Source organism: Cupriavidus sp. GW822-FHT03E04, from assembly GCF_058801495.1.
The window spans coordinates 141,968-166,121 of record NZ_JBXANI010000002.1 but is presented as its reverse complement, the minus strand read 5'-3'; the positions used below and the strand labels follow the sequence as shown (position 1 = coordinate 166,121).

Below are 24,154 nucleotides of genomic sequence, written 5' to 3'. Positions count from 1 at the left end.
TTACTCCCTCATCGATCTCAGTATTCCGCTGTAGATAGGCTCTATCAAATAATCGATGGCAGTCCTCCTTTCGGTGCGAATGAAAATCTCCGAAGGCATTCCCGCAGCTACCTCAAGACTCTTGCCCGCAAGCGCGGAGGCCTTCGCAATGGAGTCATGTTGGAGCGAAATGCGGACGGGATAATAGGGGAGCCGCGTGGAAGGATCCTCCAGCCGATCTGCGCCGACGTAGTAGACCCTTCCATCCACGGTCGGAGTCATCCGCTGCTTGTACGCCGTCAAGCGAACATCGGCGAGGCTGCCGACACGCACGTGCGCGATGTTCTCGGGCCTCACCCTGGCTTCGACAACTAGTGGGGCGTTCGCCGGCATGATGTCCATGACGGGTTCTCCCGCCGCGATCACGCCACCGGCCGCATGAACCTTCAGATCCATCACAACCCCTTGCGATGGCGCGCGAATTTGCAACCTTGACACGGTGTCCGCGAGTGGCTTGATCTCCTCCCTTAAGGTAAGGAGTTGCCGCGTCGCCTCCTTTAGCTCGTCCGCCGCCTGCTTCATGTAGTCGCTTTTGACGGTACGCTGGCGAAGTTCCAGGTCAATCCTGCGCTGGCGCGCGCGATTGATCTCGGCTAGCTGCGACTGGTACTTGCTCTGATAGTCCATCTGATCGCGATTGAGCTGCAGTAACCTGGCTGTGGAAATGAAACCTTGGGCCCTCAAGCGCTCATTGAGATCAACCTCTTGCTTGGCGCTTTGCCAACTGGAGTGGGAGACTTCCGCGCTCACTGTTGCGATCTTCAGTTCCTCGGAGACGTGCCGGATTTGCTGCTGCAATAGCGCAAGCTGTGCTTGCAGATCATTGCGTCTGGTGTCGAAAGCAGCCTTCTCCTTGGCCATCAGCTCCTGCTTCCCGGCTTCCATGGCCGATGGCAAGTCGATGGCAGGCCAGTCAATGGCGGCCCGAAGGTTATGTTCTGCCGTCAGCCTAGCCGTCTTTAAGGTGAGCGTGAGCAAGCCGACCTGTTTGGCGTCAAGGTCTGCGCCACCGCGGATGTCGTCGAGGAGGACCAGAACCTGCCCAGCTTCCACGAGCTCGCCCTCGTGAACGAGGATCTTGCTGACAATCCCGCCCTCGCGGTGCTGCACTACCTTCCGCTCTCCTTCCGGCTTTACCACGCCTTCAACAACAACGGCTCCGCCGAGCGGCGCGAGGCTACCCCAGAGGATCAACGCAAGCGTGCCCGCGGTCATAACCAGGCTCCCCCTACGCGCGATGCCATGAGGTAACGAAAGCGCGGCACCGGGGGATGCTGGAAAGCTGCGCACGGTAGGCAATGAGGTGGCGTCTTTCATTTACGCGACTCGATTCATTGACGGATAGACGCCTTTCGGGGCGTGCCGCTCCGCCGCGATTTCGCGCACGTGCTCTGGCTCTCCGAAGTAGACGACCCGACCACCGTCCAATTTCAGAGCCTTGGTAGCAATACTGAGCAGGTCAGGCCGGTGGGTGATGGCGACGACAGTGCTTCCACGTTGCGTTAGCGTTTGCACTGTTGCACGCAATGCCGCTTCGCCGAGTTGATCCAGGCTGGAATTTGGTTCGTCGAGAATGATTAGGCAAGGCTGCCCATATACGGCGCGCGCCAGAGCAATTCGTTGCCGTTGGCCTCCCGATAGTTGATATTGGTTTTCAGCGAGCCTGGTCTGATAGCCGCCAGGAAGTCTAAGGATCAGGTCGTGAGCGCCGGCAAGCTTGGCCGCCTCTACAACAAGCTCGGAATCGATCTCCCCGCCATGGCCATTCCCCATCCTGGCGATGTTCTCGGCGACGGTGCCGCTGAGAAGCTCGACATGTTGCGGGAGATATCCTAGATACGCGCCAAGAGAATGGCTGGGCCACCGCGATATATCGGCGCCGTCGAGTCGAACGACACCATTCTTCGGCGCGTTCAACCCCGTCAGCAAGCGAGCGAGTGATGACTTCCCGGATCCGCTCGCGCCTGTGACAACCAGGAAATCGCCCGGCCCAATTGCAAAGCTCACTTGTTGGAGCACTGGCCACTCCACCCCCGGGGGGGACCATGAGATGTCTTCAACCTGTAGGCGGCCAACTGGCGCAGGAAGCTCTATAGTCTGCACGCATTGTATGTCCCTAAGTTTGCGCAAGGCGCTTTGCAATGTGGGGTATGCGTGCGCAACGTCCATGAACGCTTTCCATGATCCGACTATCTGTTCAATGGGTTGCAGAGCCTTGCTGAGCAGAATGGTGGTCGCAAGCATCACGCCCGGCGTCGCCATATGCTCGATGACAAGCCAAGCACCCGTTCCAAGCATGACAATCTGGAGGAACTGTCGGAATGCCTTAGTCAACGTCTTGAAATCGGAATTGATCGTGGCAATTTCCGACGCACTATGTGTGGCAAGTGAACGAGTCGCCTGATAGCGGCCCATCATCGAATTCAAGCTGCCGAGCGCTACTATCGATTCCGCGTTGCGCATCATCTGTCGCATGTCATCGTTTGCCTTTTGATTTGCGACGGCATGACTTTCCTGCGGCGCTTTGCTTCGCATGTGATTGATCCATGCCAGCGCAAGCAGGACGACACCCCCTAGAACGGTGAGGCCACCGAGCAGAGGATGAAAGAGAAAGATGACGATCAAATAGACCAAAGCCCACGGTGCATCGACAGCAACAACAAGCGCGTGTCCAGCTACAAATTGACGGATGGTTTCAGCATCCCGGGTTGCTTGCTGGAGCTCTGGGGCCGGCCCGCTCGCAGAGGCTTCAACCAGCGCTCTTAGCAACGGCGGCGAGGCCTCTCTGTCGAACTGTTCACTGGATTTTGTCAGCAGGTGTCCGCGAGTACGCTCGAGCTCCATGCTCATCACCAGGGCGATCGTTGTCACTGCGGCGAGCATGCCCAGTGTCTCTAGGCTCCGGCTAGCGAGCACCCGGTCGTAGACCTGCAGCATATATAGCGACGGCGCAAGCTGTAGCAGGTTGCTCACGGCGCTATACAAAACAACGTAGCGGAGATGTCGTCGGAAGAGTCTCAGCATTCACCTGCCCTGAGTTACCAGAGGAATGCCGCACATGAGCAGCAGGGTCGCTCTGAGTACGATTTTTAACGGTGACTGCCCCCCATCAACGGCGCCGCGGTCCTCCACCAAGTCGTCACCACAGTGTCGGACTGCACGCTGGCGCTCACCCCGGCAAACGGCGCATCGGACGGACTCGGACGGCAGTGGAACGTGCCGGGCATGGGACGGGCGATTTCGTGTTCGGGCATGCCGTTGCCTCCTTGTGATGAGGTTCCCGCTGATGTGCGTAATGGACGCCGCAATGGGTGACCCCGGTACCCCATAGGCCTTGGATCATGGTTGGCGCCGACAGGCCATTGGCTGCGGACCAGAAAACCGGGCCGCTAGGGTAGTCGAGGTCAAAGCCAGATGGCTCTGATCAACCCATCTCGGTCGTTCATCCATGAGCGCAAAGTCCGGATTGCCGTCGTTCATCGCCGGGTCACCCACCTTGCAATCTGGCCAGGTAGCGTGGTCGCCCTCCGCCGCAACGGCGACATCGCGATGCGTAAAACCGATCCCCGTGGAAATCAGCACCCCGCCTGTGCCGGTCTTGTCGCCATGTTTCAGGGCCTCCCGCATATCGTCCATGCCATCCTCCGTTGTCAGGTCGCCGACACGCTAAGTGGTCGGACACCTCGCCAATATGCCCGCGGATCGCCTGATCGGCATTGGGAAATTTCTGCAAGAACGTGAAGAAAATTCCCTGAGTGAGCGGGAATGCGACATGAAGTTGGGAGGCGGGTTCTCATCCGGACGCCGCGCAAAGCGGCGGTGGTGTTGGCTCGGCTTGCCGGCTGCCCGATCCTCCCCGCATCCTCTGCGGGCCTGTCCCTTTGTGCACCGGCTCAGGCTGAGGTCAGCACGCACGATTGTTCCGCCATGAACAGTACGCGACGTTGACGGCTGAGCGGATGCCGCCCAGCCATCGGCTCTCAGAACAACGCATCGATACGATTCACGCTGGCGTCAAGCTGCTGCCGCAACGGCGCCAGCAGGCTATGCAGGCCAATGCAATCGATTGCCGCGTCGGCTTGCAGATCGAGCAGCGTCAGGATGGCGCCCAGGCCTGCGCTGACGCGCAGGAGTTCGTCGAAGCTCTGCATGATGGCTTCGCGCCTGGGGTCATCCGGCGGGGGTGTCGTTTCCTCCGGCAAGAGCGCTTGGGCAATCATGCTGAGCGTGGATGCATCGGCGGTGGGAGCGAGTGTTTTCATGCGTGCGGCCATGGGATCACCTCTTTGGCGAATGACAGGGTGTGTTGATTGGTCGTCGCGCCCATGCCGGCTTGCTGGGTTAGGCCGGCCGGGCGAGGGGGCAGCGATTGCCTCGCGCCCCAGATGCTCAACAACCCAGTTCCCCGCCAAGGTACTGGCGGGGGCTGGGTACTGCGGTTACCCCGGTCATGTCCTGCAGGTCCCCTCTTGTGAGGGACTGCTACAGGGATCCCGATTTTGATTCGATGGTCGTGATGTTGGCCAAGTGGGCCAACGGCATGATTTACGTGGCTACGCCGTGTGGCCGAAGACCCTGCCTACGTCGGGGTAGAAGCGGGCCGCAACGCAGGCGCGGATCGCGAACGAACCCCGCAGGCCCGGGTACAGCGCCTGCACCGGTTCACTGCCTGGTCCAGCTGCTGCTTCAGTGGCATCAGCAAGGCATGCAGGCGGCTATCGCCCGCGTGCAGGTTCAGCAGCGTGATGACGGATTCCAGATGCGCGCTGATGCGCAGCAGTTCGTGGCAGCCTTGGTGGGTAGCCTCGTGGCTCGGATCCGCTTCGTGGTCGGGCAGCAAGGGCTCGGCGATCAGCCTGGCATCCACGGCAGCTTCCCGTGCTTCGGCAGCGGTGCGCGGGCGACGTTGGCGGGCGGTCATGGGTACCTCCTGTTTTGTGATCGGGGTGCGGTCAGGGTGCAATCGCGGACATCGGTATGGCGATGGGCGGCGTTGGCGACCATCGTCCCGGCACGCGGCGGCGGCGGGTGGTTGCCTCGATAGGCGTGTGACACCCCACCGCCTGCGGCCTTGCGGGCTGCGGTGCAGGTGTGGGGAACGGGTGTGGCTCAGTACAGCGCTTGCACGCGGTTCACTGCCTGGTCTAGCTGCTGCTTTAGCGGCGCCAGCAGGGCATGCAGGCCGTTGTTGGCGGCTTGCTCGTCGGCCTGTAGCTCCAGCAGGAGCAGAAGGGATTCCAGGCCTGCGCTGACGCGCAGGAGGTCGTGGCAGGTTTGGTGGATGGTTTCGTGGGTTGGGGTGGTTTCGCCTGCTCGGGCGAGGGGCTCAGCGATCAGCTTGGCTTCGGTGGCTGCTTCTCTTGCTTCGGCAGCGGTGCGTGGGTGGCGTTTGCGGGCGGTCAAAGGCTTCTCCTGTTCCATTGGGGTAGTCGAGTAGTCCGGAAATGCAGTGCGTCATCAGGTGCCGACGAGCGTGCGCCAAGCGAATAGGATCACCGCATGGGCGATAATGCGACTGGCCATGCCTCTGACACCCGCCCGCGCACGCTCGCGCCGGCGGGCTTGGTTGCTTTTTGAGAACGCAAAAGGCCCTCACCTCGACAAATTTTTTGTCGAGCCGTCAGTTTGGTTACGCGAGTCCCGCTCGCGGTAGCCAGGTACTTGAGTAACAGCCCGGTCCTCGGCAACTGCAATCGCTGCCAAGGGCTTGTACGGATGAGTTCAAGCTCGGTGCGGCCTACGGGCGCTGCCTACGGAACCCCTCACGAACATGAATGTAGACGATGAGAATAATTTATGCCAATAGATATGCGCCATCGCGTTGTCGAGTTGATAGATTTTGTGACGGATAGCCATCGTCGGTTCAAGCACATGGAAGACCTGACTGGCATCAAGGCCGCCAGCTGGAAGAATACCTACCACCAGGATCAGCGTGTCGTTCAGGAGATGGTCGAGGCCATCGGGAAGGTTTGGCCGCAGTATGGGTACTGGCTCGTCACTGGGAAGACGGATGAGGAGCATGGTCACACTTCGCCAATTCGGGATCGGATTGCGCGGGATTTGGAGAGGGTTAGAGCGGAAGAGGGATAGGGGGCCGCTAAGGACCCTCGTCGGGCTTCAATCTCAGATTTCCGGGGAAGGCCCGCGCGGATCGTCAGGAAGAAGTAGTAAGAGTGACCCCGGTACCCCAAAGCCTTGGATCATGGTTAGCGGCCAGAGGCCATTGGCTGGGGACCAGAAGCCGGTCGGGAGGAGTAGTTGCGGTCAAGGCCAGATGGCGCTGATCGCCCCAAAGCCGTCTCTCTGAATGGCCGAAAGCGGACCTCAACTTCAGAGAGCCGGATAGCGAAAAAGCCTCCATCAATGAAAGTTAGGCCTGTCCTGCATAGACCTACGGTGAAATCGTACCCGGGGTGGCCGGTCCGGCTGAACGCGGCTTTCCCGTTTTCCCCGCCGCCTTCTTTGCAGCCCTTTTCTTTGCGACCTTCGCCGCGACCGCTGCAAGATGGACAACAGACTCCGGGATATGCATCAGACTGACCGAATACCCAAAAGCTGAAATCGACTTACCACAGTGCTGCAATGTCACCTTGCTAAAGAACGGGATGTCAAGCGGAGTGCCAGCCGGACCGTCGATAATTGCGTAGACAACCTCGTTACCGCGCGCCGAAAACCGATTTGGCAACTGCGGCAACGCTAAAGTCGCCAGTTGTTTGTTGACTTCGGCCACGAAGTTACTTTCCCTGACAAGGAGGGTGGACGCCACGAGGCCCTGCGAGAAGAGGTGGCTCAAAGTGGCAGAGCTGCGCCCACGCTTCACATGGATGAATTCGATGCCTCTAGAGGTTCCCGCCGGTGGGACTTTGAGGATGTCACATACCTCAATCTTGTCATACGTTCCCCCGAACTGGACGAGCCGACGGTCGAGCATTCCATAGGTGCGAGGGCTTGCTGCACAGACTGCTTCATTGTAGGGCCCCTCGCCAGCGTGCTCGTATTGCATAAACGGAGGCGCAAACGTCTTGCGCGGCAACGAGTTGAAGTATTTCTCGACGGCACTCTGGAAGGTTCCCTCAACCCTGAACCAAGTTCCGACATGCAGGATGAAGAGATCCAGGTTCTTCTTTATCTCTGCATAGATGCATTTGAAGGCGCTGAACCGCTGCGCCGGCAAACCACTGGCCGTGAGCATGAGGATCTCTCTCCTCTTGACTGTCTCAAGTGTGGCGTCCTTGCGCAACGTCGCCAGAAATCTTGCTAGGTCGAGATTCGCCTCGGTGTCCGCCTCGTCTGTATTCGACGCATACCGAAAGCCGGTTACCTGACTCCAGTCAACAATGTCAGGTACCGCGAGCCACATATTCTCTAGATTTCGCGCACTTAACCGATTCCAGACCTCTTGATCCAGTTCGTCGATGAGCGCCTTGTCCTTTACGGGCAATAGATTCTCGACCCATGCAAATTGGCTATTGTGGCCCTGCGCGTCGCGCGCTAGATAGTCCTTCGACTCAGAACGTTCGAGTGCAACCCTGAGGAGTGCTGACAGATCAGAAAGCTCAATAGGCACCGAGGCTTTGAGTGAGTCAATGCCAGCGATTAGGCCTCCCAGGGTCTTCCTGTACTCCGGTTTGGTGAAACCCACGAGCCCTCGCAAAACGTCTTGCTCGGGACTTATCATGAAGTCAGAAACTGAGGATGCTTTGACCGTCTGAACCCTGCTGATCTTCGGCGACGCGTCGAAGGTCTGACGGTCAATAGAGGCAACCTTATCGGGCGAGATGCTGTTCAAAACCACTCGAATGCCGAAGCGGTCCTCGATTAGCCGCGGTTCCACCATAAACCGCCCATGTCCAAACGCAAGAGCAAACTGTCGCCCATCCTGCTCGATCAGCAAGATCGCCGAGACACTCCGGTTCTTCAATTTGGCGAGCGGGGAGGCGTCTGCGAGCCCTTTTCGAACGAAGTCGAGCCACTCAGGTTCTGTTTCTGTGATGGGCTTTCTGATATACAGCGTACCGAACTCGCCCGTTGGTCCGAGCGGATGATCTTGGGTATTTATCTGTACAGCCTTGCCCGAACTCCCAATCGGCCGAGCTAAAAACTCTTTCTGCGACCAAAGACCATTCGATGCGGGATCAGGGTTTACCTTGAGAAGATACACATTCAGTGCGATTCTCTTTTTGCCAAGTGCTCCTGCCACAGATACCTCCGTTCCGTTTGTTCAACCGGGCGTCACAGCTAACGGTCAACCCAGGCCACGTTCACGCGGGCGCTTGATTTTCCGCTTTGCAGCAGTTGAGATGGTATTCGCAGATTTTACACAGCCATTTCCATCGCGTATCGACTCCGCCGAGTCGTCTGTTGCAATCGCTCCCCACTCAAGGAGGGGGCCGTGCAGAGCAATCACTAATCCCCCGACTGAATGTTGCATAGGACGATTCCTATCGACATACTAATGAGCAAGAAAAGGAGCATGCGTACGCGTGCCAAATAATCGGGCGAAAAGGGGAAAGAGGTTGAGCATTCCAACGGTTGAAAGGTCGGCCATCGCCTTAGCGATGAAGGAGTTCGATCGGAAACTCCGAGCGACCAAGGATTGGAAGGGATGGGATAGCAAGAGGTCGCAGCTTTATGCGATCTCTGAGGGTGGGGCGCTATATCCGCCAAAACAGATTATTTCCATGGCCACCGGCCTCTCGGTCAGAGGCTTTTACGGCGGCCGCCCTACAAATTCCTATCTTGAGGAGCGGGGATTCAGGATTGTACGGCTCGCGAACGAGCATCAAGCGTCGGAGCACAGCGAACCACCGAGCTTCTCGCTCGGGAAGATTTACGATAGACGAGCTGACATACATCTACCCTTCGGTGGCAGCTGGCAGAGTGGCATAGCTCCGTCGAGCACAGCCCAGGCCATATTCATCTTCACGGGCGATAGCGGAGAGCAGTATGGCTACGTGGACGGCCGAGATGAGCTTGGGGTGTTCTCCTACACCGGTGAGGGCCAAGTTGGCGATATGACGTTCACCCGTGGCAATCTAGCCATCCGCGATCACGCGGAGAATGGGCGAGCACTGCATTTGTTCAAGTCGCTCGGCAAAGGCAAGGGTCAGGAATACCTCGGCGAGCATGCCTATGCCGGATACTTGATTCGCCTCGGCCCCGATAAGAATGGGAACCAGCGCAATGTGATCGTCTTCCAACTTGTCCCTGTTGCATTGCTGGACGACGAAAGCGGTGCGTCATTCGAAGACGAAGCCACTGTGGCAGCGCCCTCCGATTTGGAAGAAGCACGGCGACGAGCTATGGAAGCGTTTCGCGATTCAAAAGGGGAAACCGGGAAGACCGCGCTCAGGCGGCTCTATCAACGCAGCAAGCAGGTGAGAGACTATGTGTTGCTGCGTGCCGAGGGAAAGTGTGAGTCGTGCCACCAGTTGGCAGCGTTTCAGAGGAAGGATGGGTCCCCGTACTTGGAGCCACATCACACGACGCGCGTTTCGGACGGTGGTCTCGACCATCCGCGTCATGTGGCGGCGATATGCCCGACATGCCATCGGCACATTCATCACGGGCTTGGGGGGCATCAAAAGAATGTGGAACTAATAGAAGCCATTGCCGTTAAAGAGTCAGAGCTATAGGATCGACAGCCGCAGCGATCATCCACCGTGGCCGCCGCCGGCAACGCCATGAAGAGACGGATCCGAAGGCTTCACTCGTATTCCGGCTGCTTTTCACTTCACTGAAGCATGGCAACGAATGGCGGACCAATGTCTCGTTTCCTTATCAGCAGGGTAGAAAAGGAATTTTCGGAAGAGATTAGTGATACGTTTTTGCGCTCTCGGGAAGTTGAGCACGCCACGTCTCCGAAGCTGTCTATTATCCGGCCTGATTTGGCTACTAACTAGCCTTCGAGCCAACAAGCTACACGGCTCCCCATAAAGCCCTGCGATAGTCTAATCACGGGTCAACCATAGAGCCCGTTACATTGGGATCTCTGGCTGGCCCGATTTCCTACGGACACTGATCGCACCCAATAGGAGGGCTCGAAGAAGCATCTAAAACGCATTAGATGATGCCCAGTGAGCTTACTCGAGTCGACTTTGGAAGAAGCGCCGCGTTCCTTCATCCATGAAGTACACATAGCATCCTTTGATACCACGCGTGAGCAAAACCCGATATGTGTTCTTGACTAGCTCCAAGAACCGGTCTTTCGAGCGCTTGACAGTTGAGTCGGCAGATCTTCCAACATCCCCGATCCATTCTCCGGCATCCGCGTCGTAACGTAGGTCTGGACCGAAAATCACCCCAACGTAGTCAAATTCGAAACCCTGAGCTGTATAGATGCATCCCACTTGTTCAATGCCGCCTGGGTCGGATGCCCAAAAGTTCGATTTCGGGATCCCCGCTGATAGCCTGCCCGCATCGGGTTTTGCATTCCAGGGCATTTCCCACGCACCAATTTGCACGTCATTGACCAAGGTCCCCTCGGGGCGCGGATCGCTCCAGGGCCAACAAAATCCCGCCACTAAACGCGCTGTGCTTCCGGATGTGTTTTTGGCTCTTACCCTCTGCTCAAGTTCTTCAATGGAGCGGCAGATCCCGAACTCATAGGCCTCGGTCACTGGCCAAAGGACATTGGGCGTTCGTCTCACATCAAGCGTGTTGTCGACCCAGTTAATGAAACCATCTGACCCGCCGCATCGAAATTGGGTTTCAAGCGTGAACTCGAAGAGCTCGGCATTCAGCTTCGCTGCGGTCTCGCGTACGAGTTCAGCGCTGCCGACTTCACCCGGGCGGACAACCTGGAGATCATCAATAAAGAAGACTGACACCTTGGATGCTTCTATCAGTTCCTCAATCTGAGTCCTTCCAGACCTATGCTCGGCCTTCGTGAATCGGGTTGCACTGACGGCCCTGATCCGATGCGCTTCGTCCACTATTAGCGCGTCGAAAAATCCCGGTTGGATATCGCCTCTCATATTGAAATGCGTGTATCCAAATTGGGCTGAAGCACGTGTCCCCACAACCTTCTTGATATTCTCGGTAAACGCCTTTGATCCGGTCGCATGAAGCACACTAAATCCTTCCGCGGACAGCTCCCCAAGCAAGTGAAGAGCGATCACAGACTTGCCAGTACCCGGGCCGCCCTGAACCAGCACCATCGTTCGTTTTTTTTGAAGACGAGCTGTTGCTCGAACTCGAGATAGCACCTTGTTGAAGACAACCTTCTGGTCGTCCAGCAATACGTAGCTCGTCTGCCTCCTGACTACACTCGCAGTATGCTCGAGGAGCTTTTTGCTCTGAGCAAACTTGCTGGAGAGCACTTTTTCCATAACCGGCAGGCCCTTGGCCCTCGCTAGTCGCGCTCGTAGATATCCCCTGAAGGCGTCGACCTGATCACCTCCGAAGACCGGATAGGCCTTCAGCAGCGCCTCATGGCGAGTCTGGTAGATTTCGCTCTCGGGATCGTGCTGTAGGTTGTGTAAGAAGACGCATGAGGAAAGTTCGACTTCGCCGGAACTGAATGCTGAGTGTACATCCTTCAAATACTGCTCGTACTGACCAACCTGGCGAGAAGGGTGAAGGACGTCCCGCTGACATCCAGCAAGCCATGTGGAGACGCAATCCTCCGTCTCACTGGGACCGACCTCAGCCCATTGCTTCAATTCCACCACCACAGCGTGAGGATTACCGCTCTCATCGTGGCCGGTAATCATGAAATCCAATCTTTTGGCGCTCAACGGGAGCTGGTATTCGAGCACAACGCCATGATCTGTTAGACGCGCATGTTGAAGGGAAACCGCCATCTGCAGCAGCGAGTTCTGCCACGACGTCACCTCTTGCTTTGAGGGGCGATATCGAAATGCCTGGAAAAACTTGTCCTGAAGCTCGCCGGCGATTGCATTCCTTGTTGTCTGATCGATAAACTCCTGAGAGCTCCCCGCGTATAGCTGCATGACTGCGTATCCCGATTTATTCTTTCAATCTGTGCTATCTCAAGTTACCCCCCCCTAAAAATGGGCAACCTGAAACTCGTTTCGCATGAACCCGTGCAGTAATATCGCATCCCTTAGGACCGAAGTATCACTCAATCAGGTCTGGGCCTTCACCTCAGATAGAGCGGCCTTGAGCTGCACTGCAACTAGCTTCTTTATATCGGAAACGCGTTTTTGATATGCCTCTACTCGAATTTGATTCAGCGAAAGGATCGATGGACGACTCGGCAGACCAGACAACAACGGGCCAAAGTTTTTCCACACTAGAACACGATCTTTCGCGTGACCAAGCTGATCATTCAAAAACAAGATTCGCGCATCCAGATAATCCAGGAAATTGTTAATTTTTTTATAAGAATATTCCTCCGAATTATTTGCAAATAGCTTCACCCGGTCGAAAAGGTCTTTTGTCGTACCAACAACACCAGTACGAGCCTCGGAGCGAACCAGCTGCTTTCGTGTCGCCTTCGACAAGAACAGACTCTCCAGAACGCAGGCATCGGCAAGCATTTTTGACGAAGCGAAGACGGCTGATAGGGACTCCTCGAAGTCCTGATATTCACCAATCACATCTGCCAGGGACCCATAGACAGTCGCATATACAATGAGCGATCCGTCCTTCGTCTTTACCTCCGGTTTAATATCCGAACAAAGTAGCAACTTCCCTCGAGCCTCTTGATAGTGCTTAACCTCCACCTCGTAGGCGGCCTTTTCAGAAGCACTCAAGCTTATTTTTTCAATCCTTGCATAGCCCTGAGAAAGGATTGTTTCTCGCACGTAATCTGCCATATCTACGATTAGATAATTCTAGATTTTGAATAATTATCTCTAAATGCCTCAATTTTCTCGCGGCGAGCATCGCTTCCTGGGCGCTCCCCAAGAATCTGTATGAGACCCCTCGACAAATTCATTAGAATTAATGTCTCGTACGCATAACTTAACATCTCCTCATGTCGAGTCGAGAAGAATAGTGCAGAATTTCTGACGTTGAAATTTAGTGCATAGGCCATAGCGTAAGACCTAAAACACTTTTCTACGTCATCTTCGACTAAACCCAGAAGATAAACCGAGGAGAGGTATGAATCCAAGGACGGAATTGATGTGATGTGATAATCAAATCCTGATAAATCATCGACCGAGCAGCACTCACTTATCTTTTGATAAATCAAGTCGGAGTCAGCCCCCAACAGGAACTGACTTCTCTCACGTAGATGCGCCCCAAGTGCTCTTGTTAGCGTACGCAACGCCGCCTCTGCCGCACTCGCAATTCCGCCAAGAAAGGCGCTCGCCTTCCTAATGGGAAGCTGCATCCAAAATGCAGAATTCTGATTTAGAATTTTCAGGATTGGCGATTCGTAGCTATCCAATCGCTCATATTCTGCTATTTTATTTACTAAAAAAGTCTCAAGCTTGCGAGTTGCCGTCAGAAGATAGGGCTCGGTGTATAGACCACTAACATCGAATATCCGCTTATTATCGGGGTGCTCCTCCCGAATCAAGATTGTCGGCTTCGCCGACACAGATAATCGAACCCCTAATTCGAACATCACATTAGGATTAGCATGACTCCCGGAGAGGTCACATATCACAACATCCGCCCTCGCCAAATCTTCAATTATGCGATCCAGGATAAGAAACGAATTACCCGATCGAACAACCTCATATTCGTCGTGTAAAATCTTACTTTCCTCGATTGGCAGCCTAATATAGTCATTAAAGAAAGTGGTCAGATCTGCCTGCCCTCGTCCGTTGGCCTCCACGAAAGGCATTATGACAAAAATCTTCTTTTTTGCGCCCGCCACGTTAGTGCTCACCCGCCCCCCCCCCAGATAGTACGATGCGTGTAGGATCACGCACTTCACACAATCATAACGTTGTGCGCATTCGAGAGCCACCCCCACAGAGTAGTGTCAAGTCTGGGAATTGTTTTTGTCGCAATGCTAGCCCCAACAGGCGGCCAACGGGGCGATTTATCCCGCACACACCGGGGCTCTTGCCATACGCCATGAAGCCCGCACAGAGTCGTGGTTCCCGAACGCCACAGAAAAGCCATTCCCCGGAATCGCCAGCCGCTACCTTCCGACCAAACTTACCGCAGATGCGGGTTTCAAACCGATGTATAGATTGCAGAGAGTTACGATCCGGATCACATTCAACGCTGCGAAGCGGACAACGCCATATTCCGGCTAGCCCCGGAATTTCTCTCCATGATTGTCCGCTTAATCGGCTACGCGAAATGCACCTGAGCCACTGGTTCCACCTTGGTCGGCCTGTAGCTGGCGAAGTGCTCAGCTACAGAAGCTGAGACTGGCCGCCGCTTACCTATCTCTTCGTCGAAGCACCCATAGACATTCGCCATACGATCATCGCCATCAGGGATGCCGGCTGCCTTTAGGAGCTAGCGCTGGCCCGCTATCAAAGGCCTCTCGACGCTAATTGTCGATACCGTAATGGGAAAAATAATGGGCTGAATTTTATGCCTCCATTAACAAATCGACCTCTCCGGGTTTTTCGCTAGTATCGCCAAATAAGTGAGTTTGGGTTTTCCCCTCAAATGGACGGGCAAGTCGCTGTAGCCTTTTGTGAGGGAATGTGGCCTCTAGAACTTCGGCTATTGTGCTAAGCGTAAAGTCACGCGCATCCACCCTAACCAAAATACGCGCATCCTTTGCAAGCAGGGGGGCCGCACGAGAAAAGGTCGTTTCGATTAATCTCTTATAATTATTTCTGCCTTGGAATTTATTTTGCCATTCGCCACTCGAATACGTCGGATGATCTGGCCCGCCCAGCATCCATCGCCGAATCCACTGGTCGTAGTTGTAATTCACAATGCCAAAGTATGGTGGTGATGTCAGGAGTAAGTTAAAAGGACCGACTGCCCTTGCTTTGCCCAGGTCGCGTGTACTATCGCCAAAAATTGCCTTGATATTTTTACCATGCTTAAAAATCCCGTGTCGATATCTCCAATTTAGCTTGCTACGTATAAGGTCACATCCATCCAGGGGCGCCGGCGTCATATCTCGCTCCTTCCACCACCGGACCGCGTAGTCCGGCGCCATAGACTTAGTCTGGCGCATTTGGTTACTAAGCGAATCATTGACCTTACCGTGGAGGTCCACAAGAATAAAGGCCATCAGGGTGCGGTCGACTTTGCTGTCCTTCCATCGAAGATGGGTACGTGCGGCGATCAAGAATTGGAGCACACTCTTGCAAAACGCCCACGAAAAGAATTCTGGCAATTCGGGCACATCGGTCTCTCTCGCTACTATCTCCAGTTCGCCCAGGCGACGGAGTACATGGCTCTGTGATGCCGGATCCGTTTTCGTACGCGCATATAGCCACGCGATAGGATTGATTTCTATCCCCGCGGCGTCGCGTCCTAGCACAGAGGCCGCTGCCAAAGTTGTACCACGGCCCATGAAGGGGTCTAGTACCGCGTCGCCGGGTGCCGAATGTTCTTCAATAGCAGATAGCGCGAATTCCGCTGGAAACATGGCGTACCATGGTCCCATTCGCATCCATCTTTTGGCTGCTGCTGGAATTGTCGTTAGGAGATTTGGCGCTGTGTTGGATCCACTCATTGGCTACCTTGCCCCTCTGCCGACGTGTTCTCTAGCCAGCTTGTCAAGGACTTTTTCACCCATTTGCAGCGGAATAGCTGCCTCGGCGTGCGCTGCGATCAGAGGAATGATTGCATTCGGATATCGCATCGATACCAGCAGATCAAGCAAATCAAGTGTGTCACCAAGGCGTGGAAATTCGCTCACAGTCGCTAGTGAGCGATTATCATGCTCCGGCGTCAGAATTGCACTAATACCTACAATCATCGCGCCAGTCTTTGTCTTGTAGAGAAAGGGCCTACCATAATAAGTGTCCTTCCCGTGTGGCTTATCGCTCTCAGTAGGAACAACGAATCGTTTTATGTATGAATTATCGGGAAGTAGCGCAGATTGCGTTTCCAATCGTCCTCCTGTAATCGATTGAAAAGCCGCATCCTCGCCTTCATCGCTCTCTATACTTTCCCGATTATGGTCTGCCCGACTCTTGACGTCGAGGCGGCACCAATGGTCGAAAAATCGGCCACTTTTCTCAATCCCAAAAACGAGAATATCATCCCCCGTTTTTGCTCGAACTATATTGTTAATTCGTGCCAGTTCCCTTTTTATGGCTTGGCTTAGCCATGCCGGATGGCCGAAGATTGCTAAACTACCATCCATTACGACGGCCGTATCGGTAAACATTGCCCAGTCGCCGCTTTCGGTACAAATGCGCTCCATGTGCCGCAGATAGGCCACGAGAAGCAAATGTTCCAATACGCGCATTACTTCCCCGAAGCTCTCTCCATTTGTATTGCTATCGGTGAAACGCTCATGTATGCGCAAAATATCCGTCGTATACACCGGGTATTTACCGCATGCGCATTGTTTGCTTTCGTAATCGGGTGTAGGTAAATTATCATCACCACAGCCGTCAAGCAATGGACATTTTTGATCGCTTTGTTTAGCTTTATGCGAAAGGAGTATGTGATACGTTTCCAGCAATGTCTCGGATTTTGCTGCAGGACGCGTATTTACGAGTAGCTCGTACCATGATGCCCTAAATGAACTGCGTGCATCAGGGAAACCGTGGCGCACCATGTTTGCACTGGGCAACACGATGGGCAGAGTGTAGGCCGATTGCACTTGGTTAAAGGCTACAGGGTCTATCGTAGGCTTCTCTGACTCAGCAATTAATGTATCTACATTGATCAGCACCGTGGCAATGCTAATAAAGCTAAATTCCGCGCCCGGAAAGCCCTTCTCGTAGGGAATTTCCTTATGACTTCCGTCTATGGCGACCACGTATTTCGGTCGCCAATCTCTGCGCGCAATTTTTTCGCCGCAAGCGCGGCTATCTTCAGGGAACTCTGGTTCTCTGCACGTTTTAAGAAGCTCTTTAACGCTTGGATTTTCCACAAAGCGCCCGAGGATCTTGTGCTGGGCGAACTCGTTAGCGTACGGCATCAGAATGTTCCTGGTGGGAATCTTGCCCTAGCATTTCAACTGAAGGAAGCTGCAACTCAAAACGCTCAATCTGCACGGGGTTGATATACGGATTACTCAGCATCTTAACGCGAAGGAATCCACGGTTTTGAGCCCGCAAAATCGAGTCTTCAAAATTTGCAAAATCGTAAAATTTCCGAAGCTCACGTGTCTCGTCAGTGTTATTCAGATGTGAAATGAACCAATTCGCGGTATTTTTTAGAATATTTTTTTGTATGCTCGAGACTTCCTGAGTAGCGTACACGAGGCCAATTCGATACTTGCTCCCCTCCTTTGCCGTCCGCACCCACACGTCTTTTAGGTCATCTGCCTTGCTAGGTGGCAATAGGTTGTGCGCCTCCTCTACATAGACCAAGATATCCCTCGGGGTTTCGCCAGCGATGAATGTTCGCTGATTTCCCTTGAAGATAGACCACATAATGCGGCGTGCGGCCGCCTCATTCAATGCCGGGTCGCCACCCGCCTGGTCAATAATGACCAGTTTGCCGCGCAGCAGATCATCATAGATTTGCTGAGCGAAATCACGCGAATTGTGAGCTCCATGATACGACTGAAGACGCGCGACAGACCGTGCTCCGTTTGGATATCGAAACATTTCCAATAGTCGGGCGACATTTTGATCAGCCCATGCTTCGCCGGAGCTGTTCCTTTGAATATAGCGAGTGTTGAAATCCGCATAGCCGCTATCCTTGCTCGAAACGAAAGTCGCGAGCACCTCCAGTGCATTAGCTAGCTTTTCCCAAGTGAGGCTAGAAGCATTTGCAAGATCTAGCGCGTCAGCTGCCACGGCATATCGCGCGCTCTCGTCCGACTCTTCACAATTTCGCATCGCTTCCAGCAGTTCGCTGCTGAAAAGACCGCCTCTCCCCAGGCCGCGAATGTCGGGCTTTGCCAATTTGCTTGGCACCTCGAGACCAGCTTTAGCAAGCAGCGCGCGATAGATGAGTACCGCACGGCGATATCGCACCTGCTTTGAAGAGTCTTTAAGATTATCCGGAACCGATATATCAACCTCGCAGAAATTTCGGATGTACTTTGCAGTGTCATCGGCAAGGAGGTCGTCGAGAATATTTTTACCGACGATGAGCATATCAAGGTCCTCCGACGCCAGGACGTTTTCGCTCCAATTCGAAGGGGGATTTCCGAATGCATTGATCTGTAGCAGGCATCTGTCAGGGTCAGTTTTTGGCCTGCTCAGGCCATATGTTACTACGTCATTTTCGGAACCTGCCTTTTCCTTCCAGACATTTTTTAATGCATTGGCGGCGATATCTTCACTTCCTTGCGTATTTTCATTTGCATATTCGCCGTTGTAATCGAATATGATTTGCCCAACGCGTGTTGATTTTTCCTCCGCTCGACGGAGATCGTAGATCGCTCTTGCGATGATCTTGGTAGTGTTCGATTTTCCAGTTCTACTCATGCCGAAAAGAGCGGTGCGTTGAGCGATCATATCGGCCGGGGCGATCTGTACAGCGACTTCATCAATTCCCTGCATTGGGCGGCTTGTGCTGGCGTACCGCACGTGCCCGATAGGGACAGAATAGTCTCTCAACGGATGGCTCGGCGTAAGCGACGGGTCGCGGTAGTTTACGATCGCAAGAAGCGCGTCGCCGATAGGCTTGTATACTTTCAGACCACGGTTCGGGTAGAAATTGTTAATGTCCGTACCAAACCGTAGCTCAAGATCCCCATTAGGTTCATCGCTTAGTCGCCCCAGATAGAAGGTTCCAACTACCTCGCACATTAAGCCTGCGAACGACAGCTGATATCTTGTGTAGCCATCCATAAACTCCGTTGCGTCCCAATGCGCAGTTTCCGTGCCAGTCGCGCGCCTTGCAGCTTCTGCTCGAACAACGGTATCCATCATATCGGTAGGCGTCGGCGCTGCACCCAATACGCGTAACAGCAGCACATTCGAGTCATCCTTCAACCAGCTGATCGGCTCCTTCCAATGCTGGATGCGTGATGCAACCAGGTAGCTCAAATGAGGAATGCCACCGACGAGTTTCCTGTGATGGTCGTGGACTTGCACAGTGACATTTCGGAAGTCCATGCGGACTGTCTCACCAAGGTACTGCTCCTTCTGGACCAACCTTCCAAGAATGTCCTCAGCGCGAGCTTCGTCTCTTCGGCGCGCGGTATCTAGCACACTCAATTTCTCTTTTTCCCCTCGCTCTTCAACCACTTGAAATGGATTCGACATAGTATTCATTTTTCGTAGATGCCGGCGAAGAGGTACGAGAACCGTTCCGGCGCAGTTTAGATGTCTATTATTTAGCTCGGTGAAGCGACCCCAGCCCCTGTATCTCGGGTATCTTACCGTGGTATGCATAGCATCGCACGCTCTTCCTCGAGTCAAGCCCGGCAACTGTATCTTTGAGACGCAGAGTTTTTACCCATGCCTAAGGCTCTTGCCGCGTGTGCGATGTGGGAACGGCTACCGATGCGCGCCCAACGGATCCTATGCTTCGTGGGATTAATTTGACAGCCGTCACGCGGAGGGTATCAACGATACAACGTGGAGAGGACATAACGAGGTCGTACTGTGTCTTGCCACAGAGCTATTGCTACAACGAACGTGTATAGGCGTCTTTTTTTGGTCCCGGCCTATCGCTAGAAAGCGATGAACTCCGTTTTCGCGCCGCACCTCATAGTCACGTCCGTCGTCTTTGAGCGCTTGCTAGGCGCGCAATGGATTTCTAGACGGTGGTAGCTGGAACGTGCTTGCTACCTGTGACATCTTCAAAAAAAAAGCACTTGCGACTAAACGCAAGTGCTTGATTCAGAGCTAAAAAGCTATTTAATCGGCGGGAGGTAACATTAAGACTAATCTACGACGAATTAAGAGATCGACGTCGCAAGTGGAGTGGTGAAAACAACTTCACACATAGCCTGGACCTAGCCCCGTAACACTCAATCTCGCACAAAACATCTTTCTTCAAACATCAATATTCCGCGCAACAAGCGCATTAGACTCAATAAAATTCCTACGCGGCTCAACCTCATCCCCCATCAGCGTAGTAAAGATCTGATCCGCCGCAATAGCATCCTCGATCTGCACCTTCAGCAACCGGCGCTGGGTAACGTCCAAAGTAGTCTCAAACAACTGCTCAGGATTCATCTCCCCCAGCCCCTTATAGCGCTGACGAGACACCCCACGCTCGGCCTCAGACAACAACCACTGCATCGCAGCATGGAAGTCATTCACCGTCTGGTCGCGCATCTTCTCACCCTCGCCACGGCGCACCTTGGTGCCTTCCGCAATCAGGCCCTGGAAGGTCTTGGCGGCCAGCGACAGCGCGGCGTAATCGGCGCCGTGCACAAAATCTGCATCCAGGTGAGACAGGCGCACATTGCCATGATGCCGGCGGGCGATCATCAGGCGGTGCTTGTCCGTCTTCTCGTCAAACTGCGCATAGACATCTGCCGTGCCGTCGTCATTCACGGCGGCGCCCAGCAGGGTCTTGGCGTGCATTTCCGACAGCTTGGCCTTGAGCGCGGTGGCTGAGGCTTCGGCGGCGGCGGCGCTGTCCAGGTCCAGCTCGATGCCGTCGGCAATGGCGCGCAGGGCGTCGCTGTCCACGATGCGGGCCAGGCGGCCGATCACGGCTTCGGCCAGCTGGTACTGGCGGGCCAGCTCGGTCAGGGCGTCGCCGGCGACTTCGCTGCCGTCGGGGTTGACCAGGGCGGCCTTTTCCATGGCCAGGCGCAGCAGGTAGGCGTTGAGCTCGTTGTCGTCCTTGATATAGCGCTCTTCCTTGCCGTGCTTGATCTTGTACAGCGGCGGTTGGGCGATATACACGTGGCCGCGCTCGATGATGTCGGGCATCTGGCGGTAGAAGAACGTGAGCAGCAGCGTGCGGATGTGGGAGCCGTCCACGTCCGCGTCGGTCATGATGATGATGCGGTGGTAGCGCAGCTTGTCGAGGTTGTAGTCGTCCTTGCCGATGCCGGTGCCCAGCGCGGTGATCAGCGTGAGCACTTCCTGGCTGGAGAGCATTTTGTCGAAGCGGGCGCGTTCCACGTTCAGGATCTTGCCCTTGAGCGGCAGGATGGCCTGGAACTTACGGTCGCGGCCTTGCTTGGCGGAGCCGCCTGCGGAGTCACCCTCCACCAGGAAGAGTTCGGACTGGGCGGGGTCTTTCTCCTGGCAGTCGGCGAGCTTGCCGGGCAGGCCCATGCCGTCGAGCACGCCTTTGCGGCGGGTCATTTCGCGGGCCTTGCGGGCGGCTTCGCGGGCGCGGGCGGCGTCGACGATCTTGCCGCAGATGATCTTGGCGTCTACCGGGGTCTCGAGCAGGAAGTCACCCAAGGCCTTGGCGACGAGTTCTTCCACGGGCAGGCGCACTTCGGAGGAGACGAGCTTGTCCTTGGTCTGCGAGCTGAACTTGGGCTCGGGCACCTTGACGGAGAGCACGCAGGCGAGGCCTTCGCGCATGTCGTCGCCGGTGGTTTCCACCTTGGCCTTTTTGGCGATCTCGTTTTCTTCGATGTACTTGTTCATCACGCGCGTCATGGCGGCGCGCAACCCGGTGAGGTGGGTGCCGCCGTCACGCTGCGGGATGTTGTTGGTGAAGCAGAGGACTTGTTCGTTGTAGCCGTCGTTCCACTGCATGGACACTTCTACGGCGATACCGTCTTTTTCGGTGTTGGCGTAGAAGATGTTGGGGTGCAGGGTGCTCTTGCCGCGGTTGATGTACTCAACGAAGCCTTTGACGCCGCCGGAGAAGGCGAAGTCTTCTTCCTTGCCGGTGCGTTGGTCGGCCAGACGGATGTGCACGCCGTTGTTCAGGAACGAGAGCTCGCGGATGCGCTTGGCGAGTATCTCGTAGTGGAACTCGACGTTGGTGAAGATTTCTTCGTCGGCGAGGAAGTGGACTTCGGTGCCGCGCTTGTCGGTGGGGCCGATCACCTTCATCGGCGAGACTTCCACGGGCACGCCGTCGGGGCCGGGCACGGTTTCCACCACGCGGTTCTGCACGGCGCCTTGGGCGAACTCGAGCAGGTGGGCCTGGCCGTCGCGGCGCACGGTCAGGCGCAGCCACTTGGAGAGGGCGTTGACGCAGGACACGCCCACGCCGTGCAGGCCGCCGGAGACCTTGTAGCTGTTCTGGTTGAACTTGCCGCCGGCGTGCAGCTCGGTCATGGCGATTTCTGCCGCGCTGCGCTTGGGTTCGTGCTTGTCGTCGAACTTGACGAGCGGGGGAATGCCGCGGCCGTTGTCGGTGATGGAGATCGAGTTGTCGCTGTGGATGGTGACGGTGATTTCCGTGCACCAGCCGGCCAGGGCTTCGTCGATGGAGTTGTCCAGCACTTCAAATACGAGGTGGTGCAGGCCGGTGCCGTCGGACGTGTCGCCGATGTACATGCCCGGACGCTTGCGCACCGCCTCCAGGCCTTCCAGGATCTGGATCGAGCCTGCGCCGTAGCTGTCTTGCTGTTGCGGTTGCGATTGCGGTTGTTGCTCTTCGGTCATGTTCTCTTACTCACGGCGAATGCGGCGATCTCTCGTCACGCCCGGATGGGCGCGCCCGGATCGGGCCGCATAGCGGGTTACATAAAAACGGCAAAAGGGGCGGATCTCGACGATCCGGCCCCTGGTGCGGCGGGTCTTGCGCGGGGCCCCTGGGGCTGCTGCGCAAGCCGTGGTGTGCCGTTAGATGCTCCGGTTTTGCGTATCTTGTGGTCCTTGTTACCGGCTCATCAAATGCGCATCGGCATGACGACGTACTTGAAGTTGTCGTCTTCCGGCACGGTGATCAGCGCGCTCGAATTGGAGTCGCCGAGGCTGACCTGGACTTGCTCGCTCTTGAGGTTGGCGAGCACGTCCAGCAAATAGGTCACGTTAAAACCGATATCGAGGGCGTCGCCCGAATAATCAAGTTCGAGTTCTTCCTGCGCTTCTTCCTGATCCGCGTTGGTGGAGCTGATCTTGAGTACATGCGTATCCAGGATGCAGCGCACGCCCTTGAACTTGTCGGTGGTCAGGATGGCGGTGCGTTGCAGGGCTTGCTGCAGCTTGACGCGGTCGATGGCGAAGGCGTTCTTGTAGCCCTTGGGGATCACGCGCTGGAAGTCCGGGAACTTGCCTTCGACCAGCTTGGAGATCAGCTCGATATTGGCGAAGGTGAACTTGACCTGGTTGGCGGCCAGTTGCACTTGCACGGGATCGTCGTTGTCTTCCAGCAGGCGCTGCAGCTCAAGAATGGTCTTGCGCGGGATGATCACTTCCTGGCGCGACGGGGCGCCTTCGCCACTGGTGGCTTCGGTGTCCAGCTCCACGCCGCAGTAGGCCAGGCGGTGGCCGTCGGTGGCGACTGCCATGACCTTCTTGCCGTCCACCACCAGCAGCATGCCGTTGAGGTAGTAGCGGATGTCTTGCTGGGCCATGGCGAAGTGAACCATGGCGAGCAGGTGCTTGAAGGTCTTTTGCGGCAGGCTGACGGAGGCGCCGAACTCGCTGGCTTCGGCGACCGTGGGGAATTCCTCGGCGGCCAGGGTCTGCAGCGCGAAGCGGCTCTTGCCGGACTGCACGGTCATGCGCTTGTCGTTGAGCGACAGGGCGACTTCGCCGTCGGGCATGGCGCGCAGGATGTCGAGCAGCTTGCGGGCGGCCACGGTGGTGGCCACGGTGTCGCTGCCTACGCCGCATTCGGCGTGCGTGGTGATCTGGATCTCGATGTCGGTCGAGAGGAAGGATACGTTGGACCCGGACTTGCGAATCAGCAGGTTGGCCAGGATCGGGAGTGTGTGGCGGCGCTCCACGATGCCGCTCACGATTTGCAGCGGACGCAGCAGATTGTCTCGCGAGGTTTTGACCAATTGCATTGAATTTATCCTTCGTCGTTTGTAGTAAGCGACCGCGGGTGCGCACTGACTGGCACTAACTTGCTGCGCAGTTTCCAGAACTGCTTCCAAAACGCTTTGGAATCAACAAGTTAATTCGCCATTGTACCAAGGATAAGCCGCTGCGGTGAAGCGGGAGAAGCGCGATCGGAGGATGAAATTGTGCGCAAAGCGACACAAATTCAGACTTCTTCGGTGGCTGGCGACTGTTGTCGCTGGCCGCCCCCTCCG

The 24,154-nt window shown here is 55.7% G+C and carries 17 protein-coding genes; 1 reads left to right on the top strand and 16 read right to left on the bottom strand.

What is annotated here, in order from left to right; all coding sequences use genetic code 11:
* The 8 genes from AC1RQC_RS02830 to AC1RQC_RS02795 all read right to left on the bottom strand — a co-directional run bounded on the left by AC1RQC_RS02830 (position 1) and on the right by AC1RQC_RS02795 (position 8,239).
* Entirely contained in the window at positions 1 to 1,356 is a 1,356-nt protein-coding gene (locus AC1RQC_RS02830; RefSeq protein WP_492882399.1) for an HlyD family type I secretion periplasmic adaptor subunit, read from the bottom strand.
* On the bottom strand, positions 1,357 to 3,012 hold the full coding sequence (locus tag AC1RQC_RS02825) for a type I secretion system permease/ATPase (RefSeq protein ID WP_492882398.1): 1,656 nt from the start codon (positions 3,010 to 3,012) through the stop codon (positions 1,357 to 1,359).
* 366 nt (positions 3,013 to 3,378) lie between these two features.
* The gene (locus AC1RQC_RS02820; protein ID WP_492882397.1) at positions 3,379 to 3,675 is read right to left on the bottom strand and encodes a PAAR domain-containing protein; all 297 of its coding nucleotides are present in this window, start codon (positions 3,673 to 3,675) and stop codon (positions 3,379 to 3,381) included.
* Between the two features lie 344 nt (positions 3,676 to 4,019).
* A complete protein-coding gene (locus AC1RQC_RS02815; RefSeq protein ID WP_253929425.1) occupies positions 4,020 to 4,301 on the bottom strand; it encodes a DUF1484 family protein in 282 nt (93 codons plus the stop codon).
* 317 nt (positions 4,302 to 4,618) lie between these two features.
* Entirely contained in the window at positions 4,619 to 4,960 is a 342-nt protein-coding gene (locus tag AC1RQC_RS02810) for a DUF1484 family protein (protein WP_492882396.1), read from the bottom strand.
* A 188-nt stretch (positions 4,961 to 5,148) separates the two neighbouring features.
* A complete protein-coding gene (locus AC1RQC_RS02805) occupies positions 5,149 to 5,442 on the bottom strand; it encodes a DUF1484 family protein (protein ID WP_492882395.1) in 294 nt (97 codons plus the stop codon).
* A gap of 318 nt (positions 5,443 to 5,760) precedes the next feature.
* A complete protein-coding gene (locus tag AC1RQC_RS02800) occupies positions 5,761 to 6,060 on the bottom strand; it encodes a hypothetical protein (protein WP_492882394.1) in 300 nt (99 codons plus the stop codon).
* A gap of 370 nt (positions 6,061 to 6,430) precedes the next feature.
* The gene (locus tag AC1RQC_RS02795) at positions 6,431 to 8,239 is read right to left on the bottom strand and encodes a TIGR04141 family sporadically distributed protein (RefSeq protein ID WP_492882393.1); all 1,809 of its coding nucleotides are present in this window, start codon (positions 8,237 to 8,239) and stop codon (positions 6,431 to 6,433) included.
* A gap of 316 nt (positions 8,240 to 8,555) precedes the next feature.
* On the opposite strand from AC1RQC_RS02795, the gene AC1RQC_RS02790 reads away from it, so the two are divergent.
* Positions 8,556 to 9,674, top strand: coding sequence for an HNH endonuclease (locus tag AC1RQC_RS02790; protein ID WP_492882392.1), 1,119 nt, complete (start codon positions 8,556 to 8,558; stop codon positions 9,672 to 9,674).
* A gap of 447 nt (positions 9,675 to 10,121) precedes the next feature.
* Here AC1RQC_RS02790 and AC1RQC_RS02785 read toward each other — a convergent pair whose 3' ends face one another.
* From AC1RQC_RS02785 to dnaN, 8 genes are all read right to left on the bottom strand, one after another.
* Positions 10,122 to 11,993, bottom strand: a complete 1,872-nt coding sequence (locus AC1RQC_RS02785; RefSeq protein WP_492882391.1) for a DNA/RNA helicase domain-containing protein — start codon at positions 11,991 to 11,993, stop codon at positions 10,122 to 10,124.
* A 135-nt stretch (positions 11,994 to 12,128) separates the two neighbouring features.
* Positions 12,129 to 12,809, bottom strand: a complete 681-nt coding sequence (locus AC1RQC_RS02780) for a hypothetical protein (protein WP_492882390.1) — start codon at positions 12,807 to 12,809, stop codon at positions 12,129 to 12,131.
* A 20-nt stretch (positions 12,810 to 12,829) separates the two neighbouring features.
* Positions 12,830 to 13,846: a hypothetical protein gene (locus AC1RQC_RS02775; RefSeq protein ID WP_492882389.1), complete on the bottom strand. Its 1,017-nt coding sequence runs from the start codon at positions 13,844 to 13,846 to the stop codon at positions 12,830 to 12,832.
* 660 nt (positions 13,847 to 14,506) lie between these two features.
* Positions 14,507 to 15,526, bottom strand: coding sequence for a DNA methyltransferase (locus AC1RQC_RS02770; RefSeq protein WP_492882388.1), 1,020 nt, complete (start codon positions 15,524 to 15,526; stop codon positions 14,507 to 14,509).
* A 90-nt stretch (positions 15,527 to 15,616) separates the two neighbouring features.
* A complete protein-coding gene (locus AC1RQC_RS02765) occupies positions 15,617 to 17,035 on the bottom strand; it encodes a hypothetical protein (RefSeq protein WP_492882387.1) in 1,419 nt (472 codons plus the stop codon).
* Positions 17,022 to 19,280 carry a helicase HerA domain-containing protein gene (locus tag AC1RQC_RS02760; protein ID WP_492882386.1) on the bottom strand — a complete coding sequence of 753 codons (2,259 nt, stop codon included), beginning with the start codon at positions 19,278 to 19,280 and terminating at the stop codon, positions 17,022 to 17,024. The genes AC1RQC_RS02765 and AC1RQC_RS02760 overlap by 14 nt, the downstream gene beginning before the upstream one ends.
* Positions 19,281 to 20,015: 735 nt before the next feature.
* Entirely contained in the window at positions 20,016 to 22,553 is a 2,538-nt protein-coding gene (gene gyrB, locus AC1RQC_RS02755) for a DNA topoisomerase (ATP-hydrolyzing) subunit B (RefSeq protein WP_492373220.1), read from the bottom strand.
* 227 nt (positions 22,554 to 22,780) lie between these two features.
* The gene (dnaN, locus tag AC1RQC_RS02750) at positions 22,781 to 23,905 is read right to left on the bottom strand and encodes a DNA polymerase III subunit beta (protein WP_174424425.1); all 1,125 of its coding nucleotides are present in this window, start codon (positions 23,903 to 23,905) and stop codon (positions 22,781 to 22,783) included.
* Positions 23,906 to 24,154: the final 249 nt, after the last annotated feature.

Bases quoted from the DNA above. Each gene is read 5' to 3' on its own strand.
- AC1RQC_RS02830 (WP_492882399.1), bottom strand. From the start codon at position 1,356: ATGAAAGACGCCACCTCATTGCCTACCGTGCGCAGCTTTCCAGCATCC.
- AC1RQC_RS02820 (WP_492882397.1), bottom strand. From the start codon at position 3,675: ATGGACGATATGCGGGAGGCCCTGAAACATGGCGACAAGACCGGCACA.
- AC1RQC_RS02815 (WP_253929425.1), bottom strand. From the start codon at position 4,301: ATGAAAACACTCGCTCCCACCGCCGATGCATCCACGCTCAGCATGATT.
- AC1RQC_RS02810 (WP_492882396.1), bottom strand. From the start codon at position 4,960: ATGACCGCCCGCCAACGTCGCCCGCGCACCGCTGCCGAAGCACGGGAA.
- AC1RQC_RS02800 (WP_492882394.1), bottom strand. From the start codon at position 6,060: ATGCTCCTCATCCGTCTTCCCAGTGACGAGCCAGTACCCATACTGCGG.
- AC1RQC_RS02785 (WP_492882391.1), bottom strand. From the start codon at position 11,993: ATGCAGCTATACGCGGGGAGCTCTCAGGAGTTTATCGATCAGACAACA.
- AC1RQC_RS02770 (WP_492882388.1), bottom strand. From the start codon at position 15,526: ATGTTTCCAGCGGAATTCGCGCTATCTGCTATTGAAGAACATTCGGCA.
- AC1RQC_RS02765 (WP_492882387.1), bottom strand. From the start codon at position 17,035: ATGCCGTACGCTAACGAGTTCGCCCAGCACAAGATCCTCGGGCGCTTT.
- AC1RQC_RS02760 (WP_492882386.1), bottom strand. From the start codon at position 19,280: ATGTCGAATCCATTTCAAGTGGTTGAAGAGCGAGGGGAAAAAGAGAAA.
- gyrB (WP_492373220.1), bottom strand. From the start codon at position 22,553: ATGACCGAAGAGCAACAACCGCAATCGCAACCGCAACAGCAAGACAGC.
- dnaN (WP_174424425.1), bottom strand. From the start codon at position 23,905: ATGCAATTGGTCAAAACCTCGCGAGACAATCTGCTGCGTCCGCTGCAA.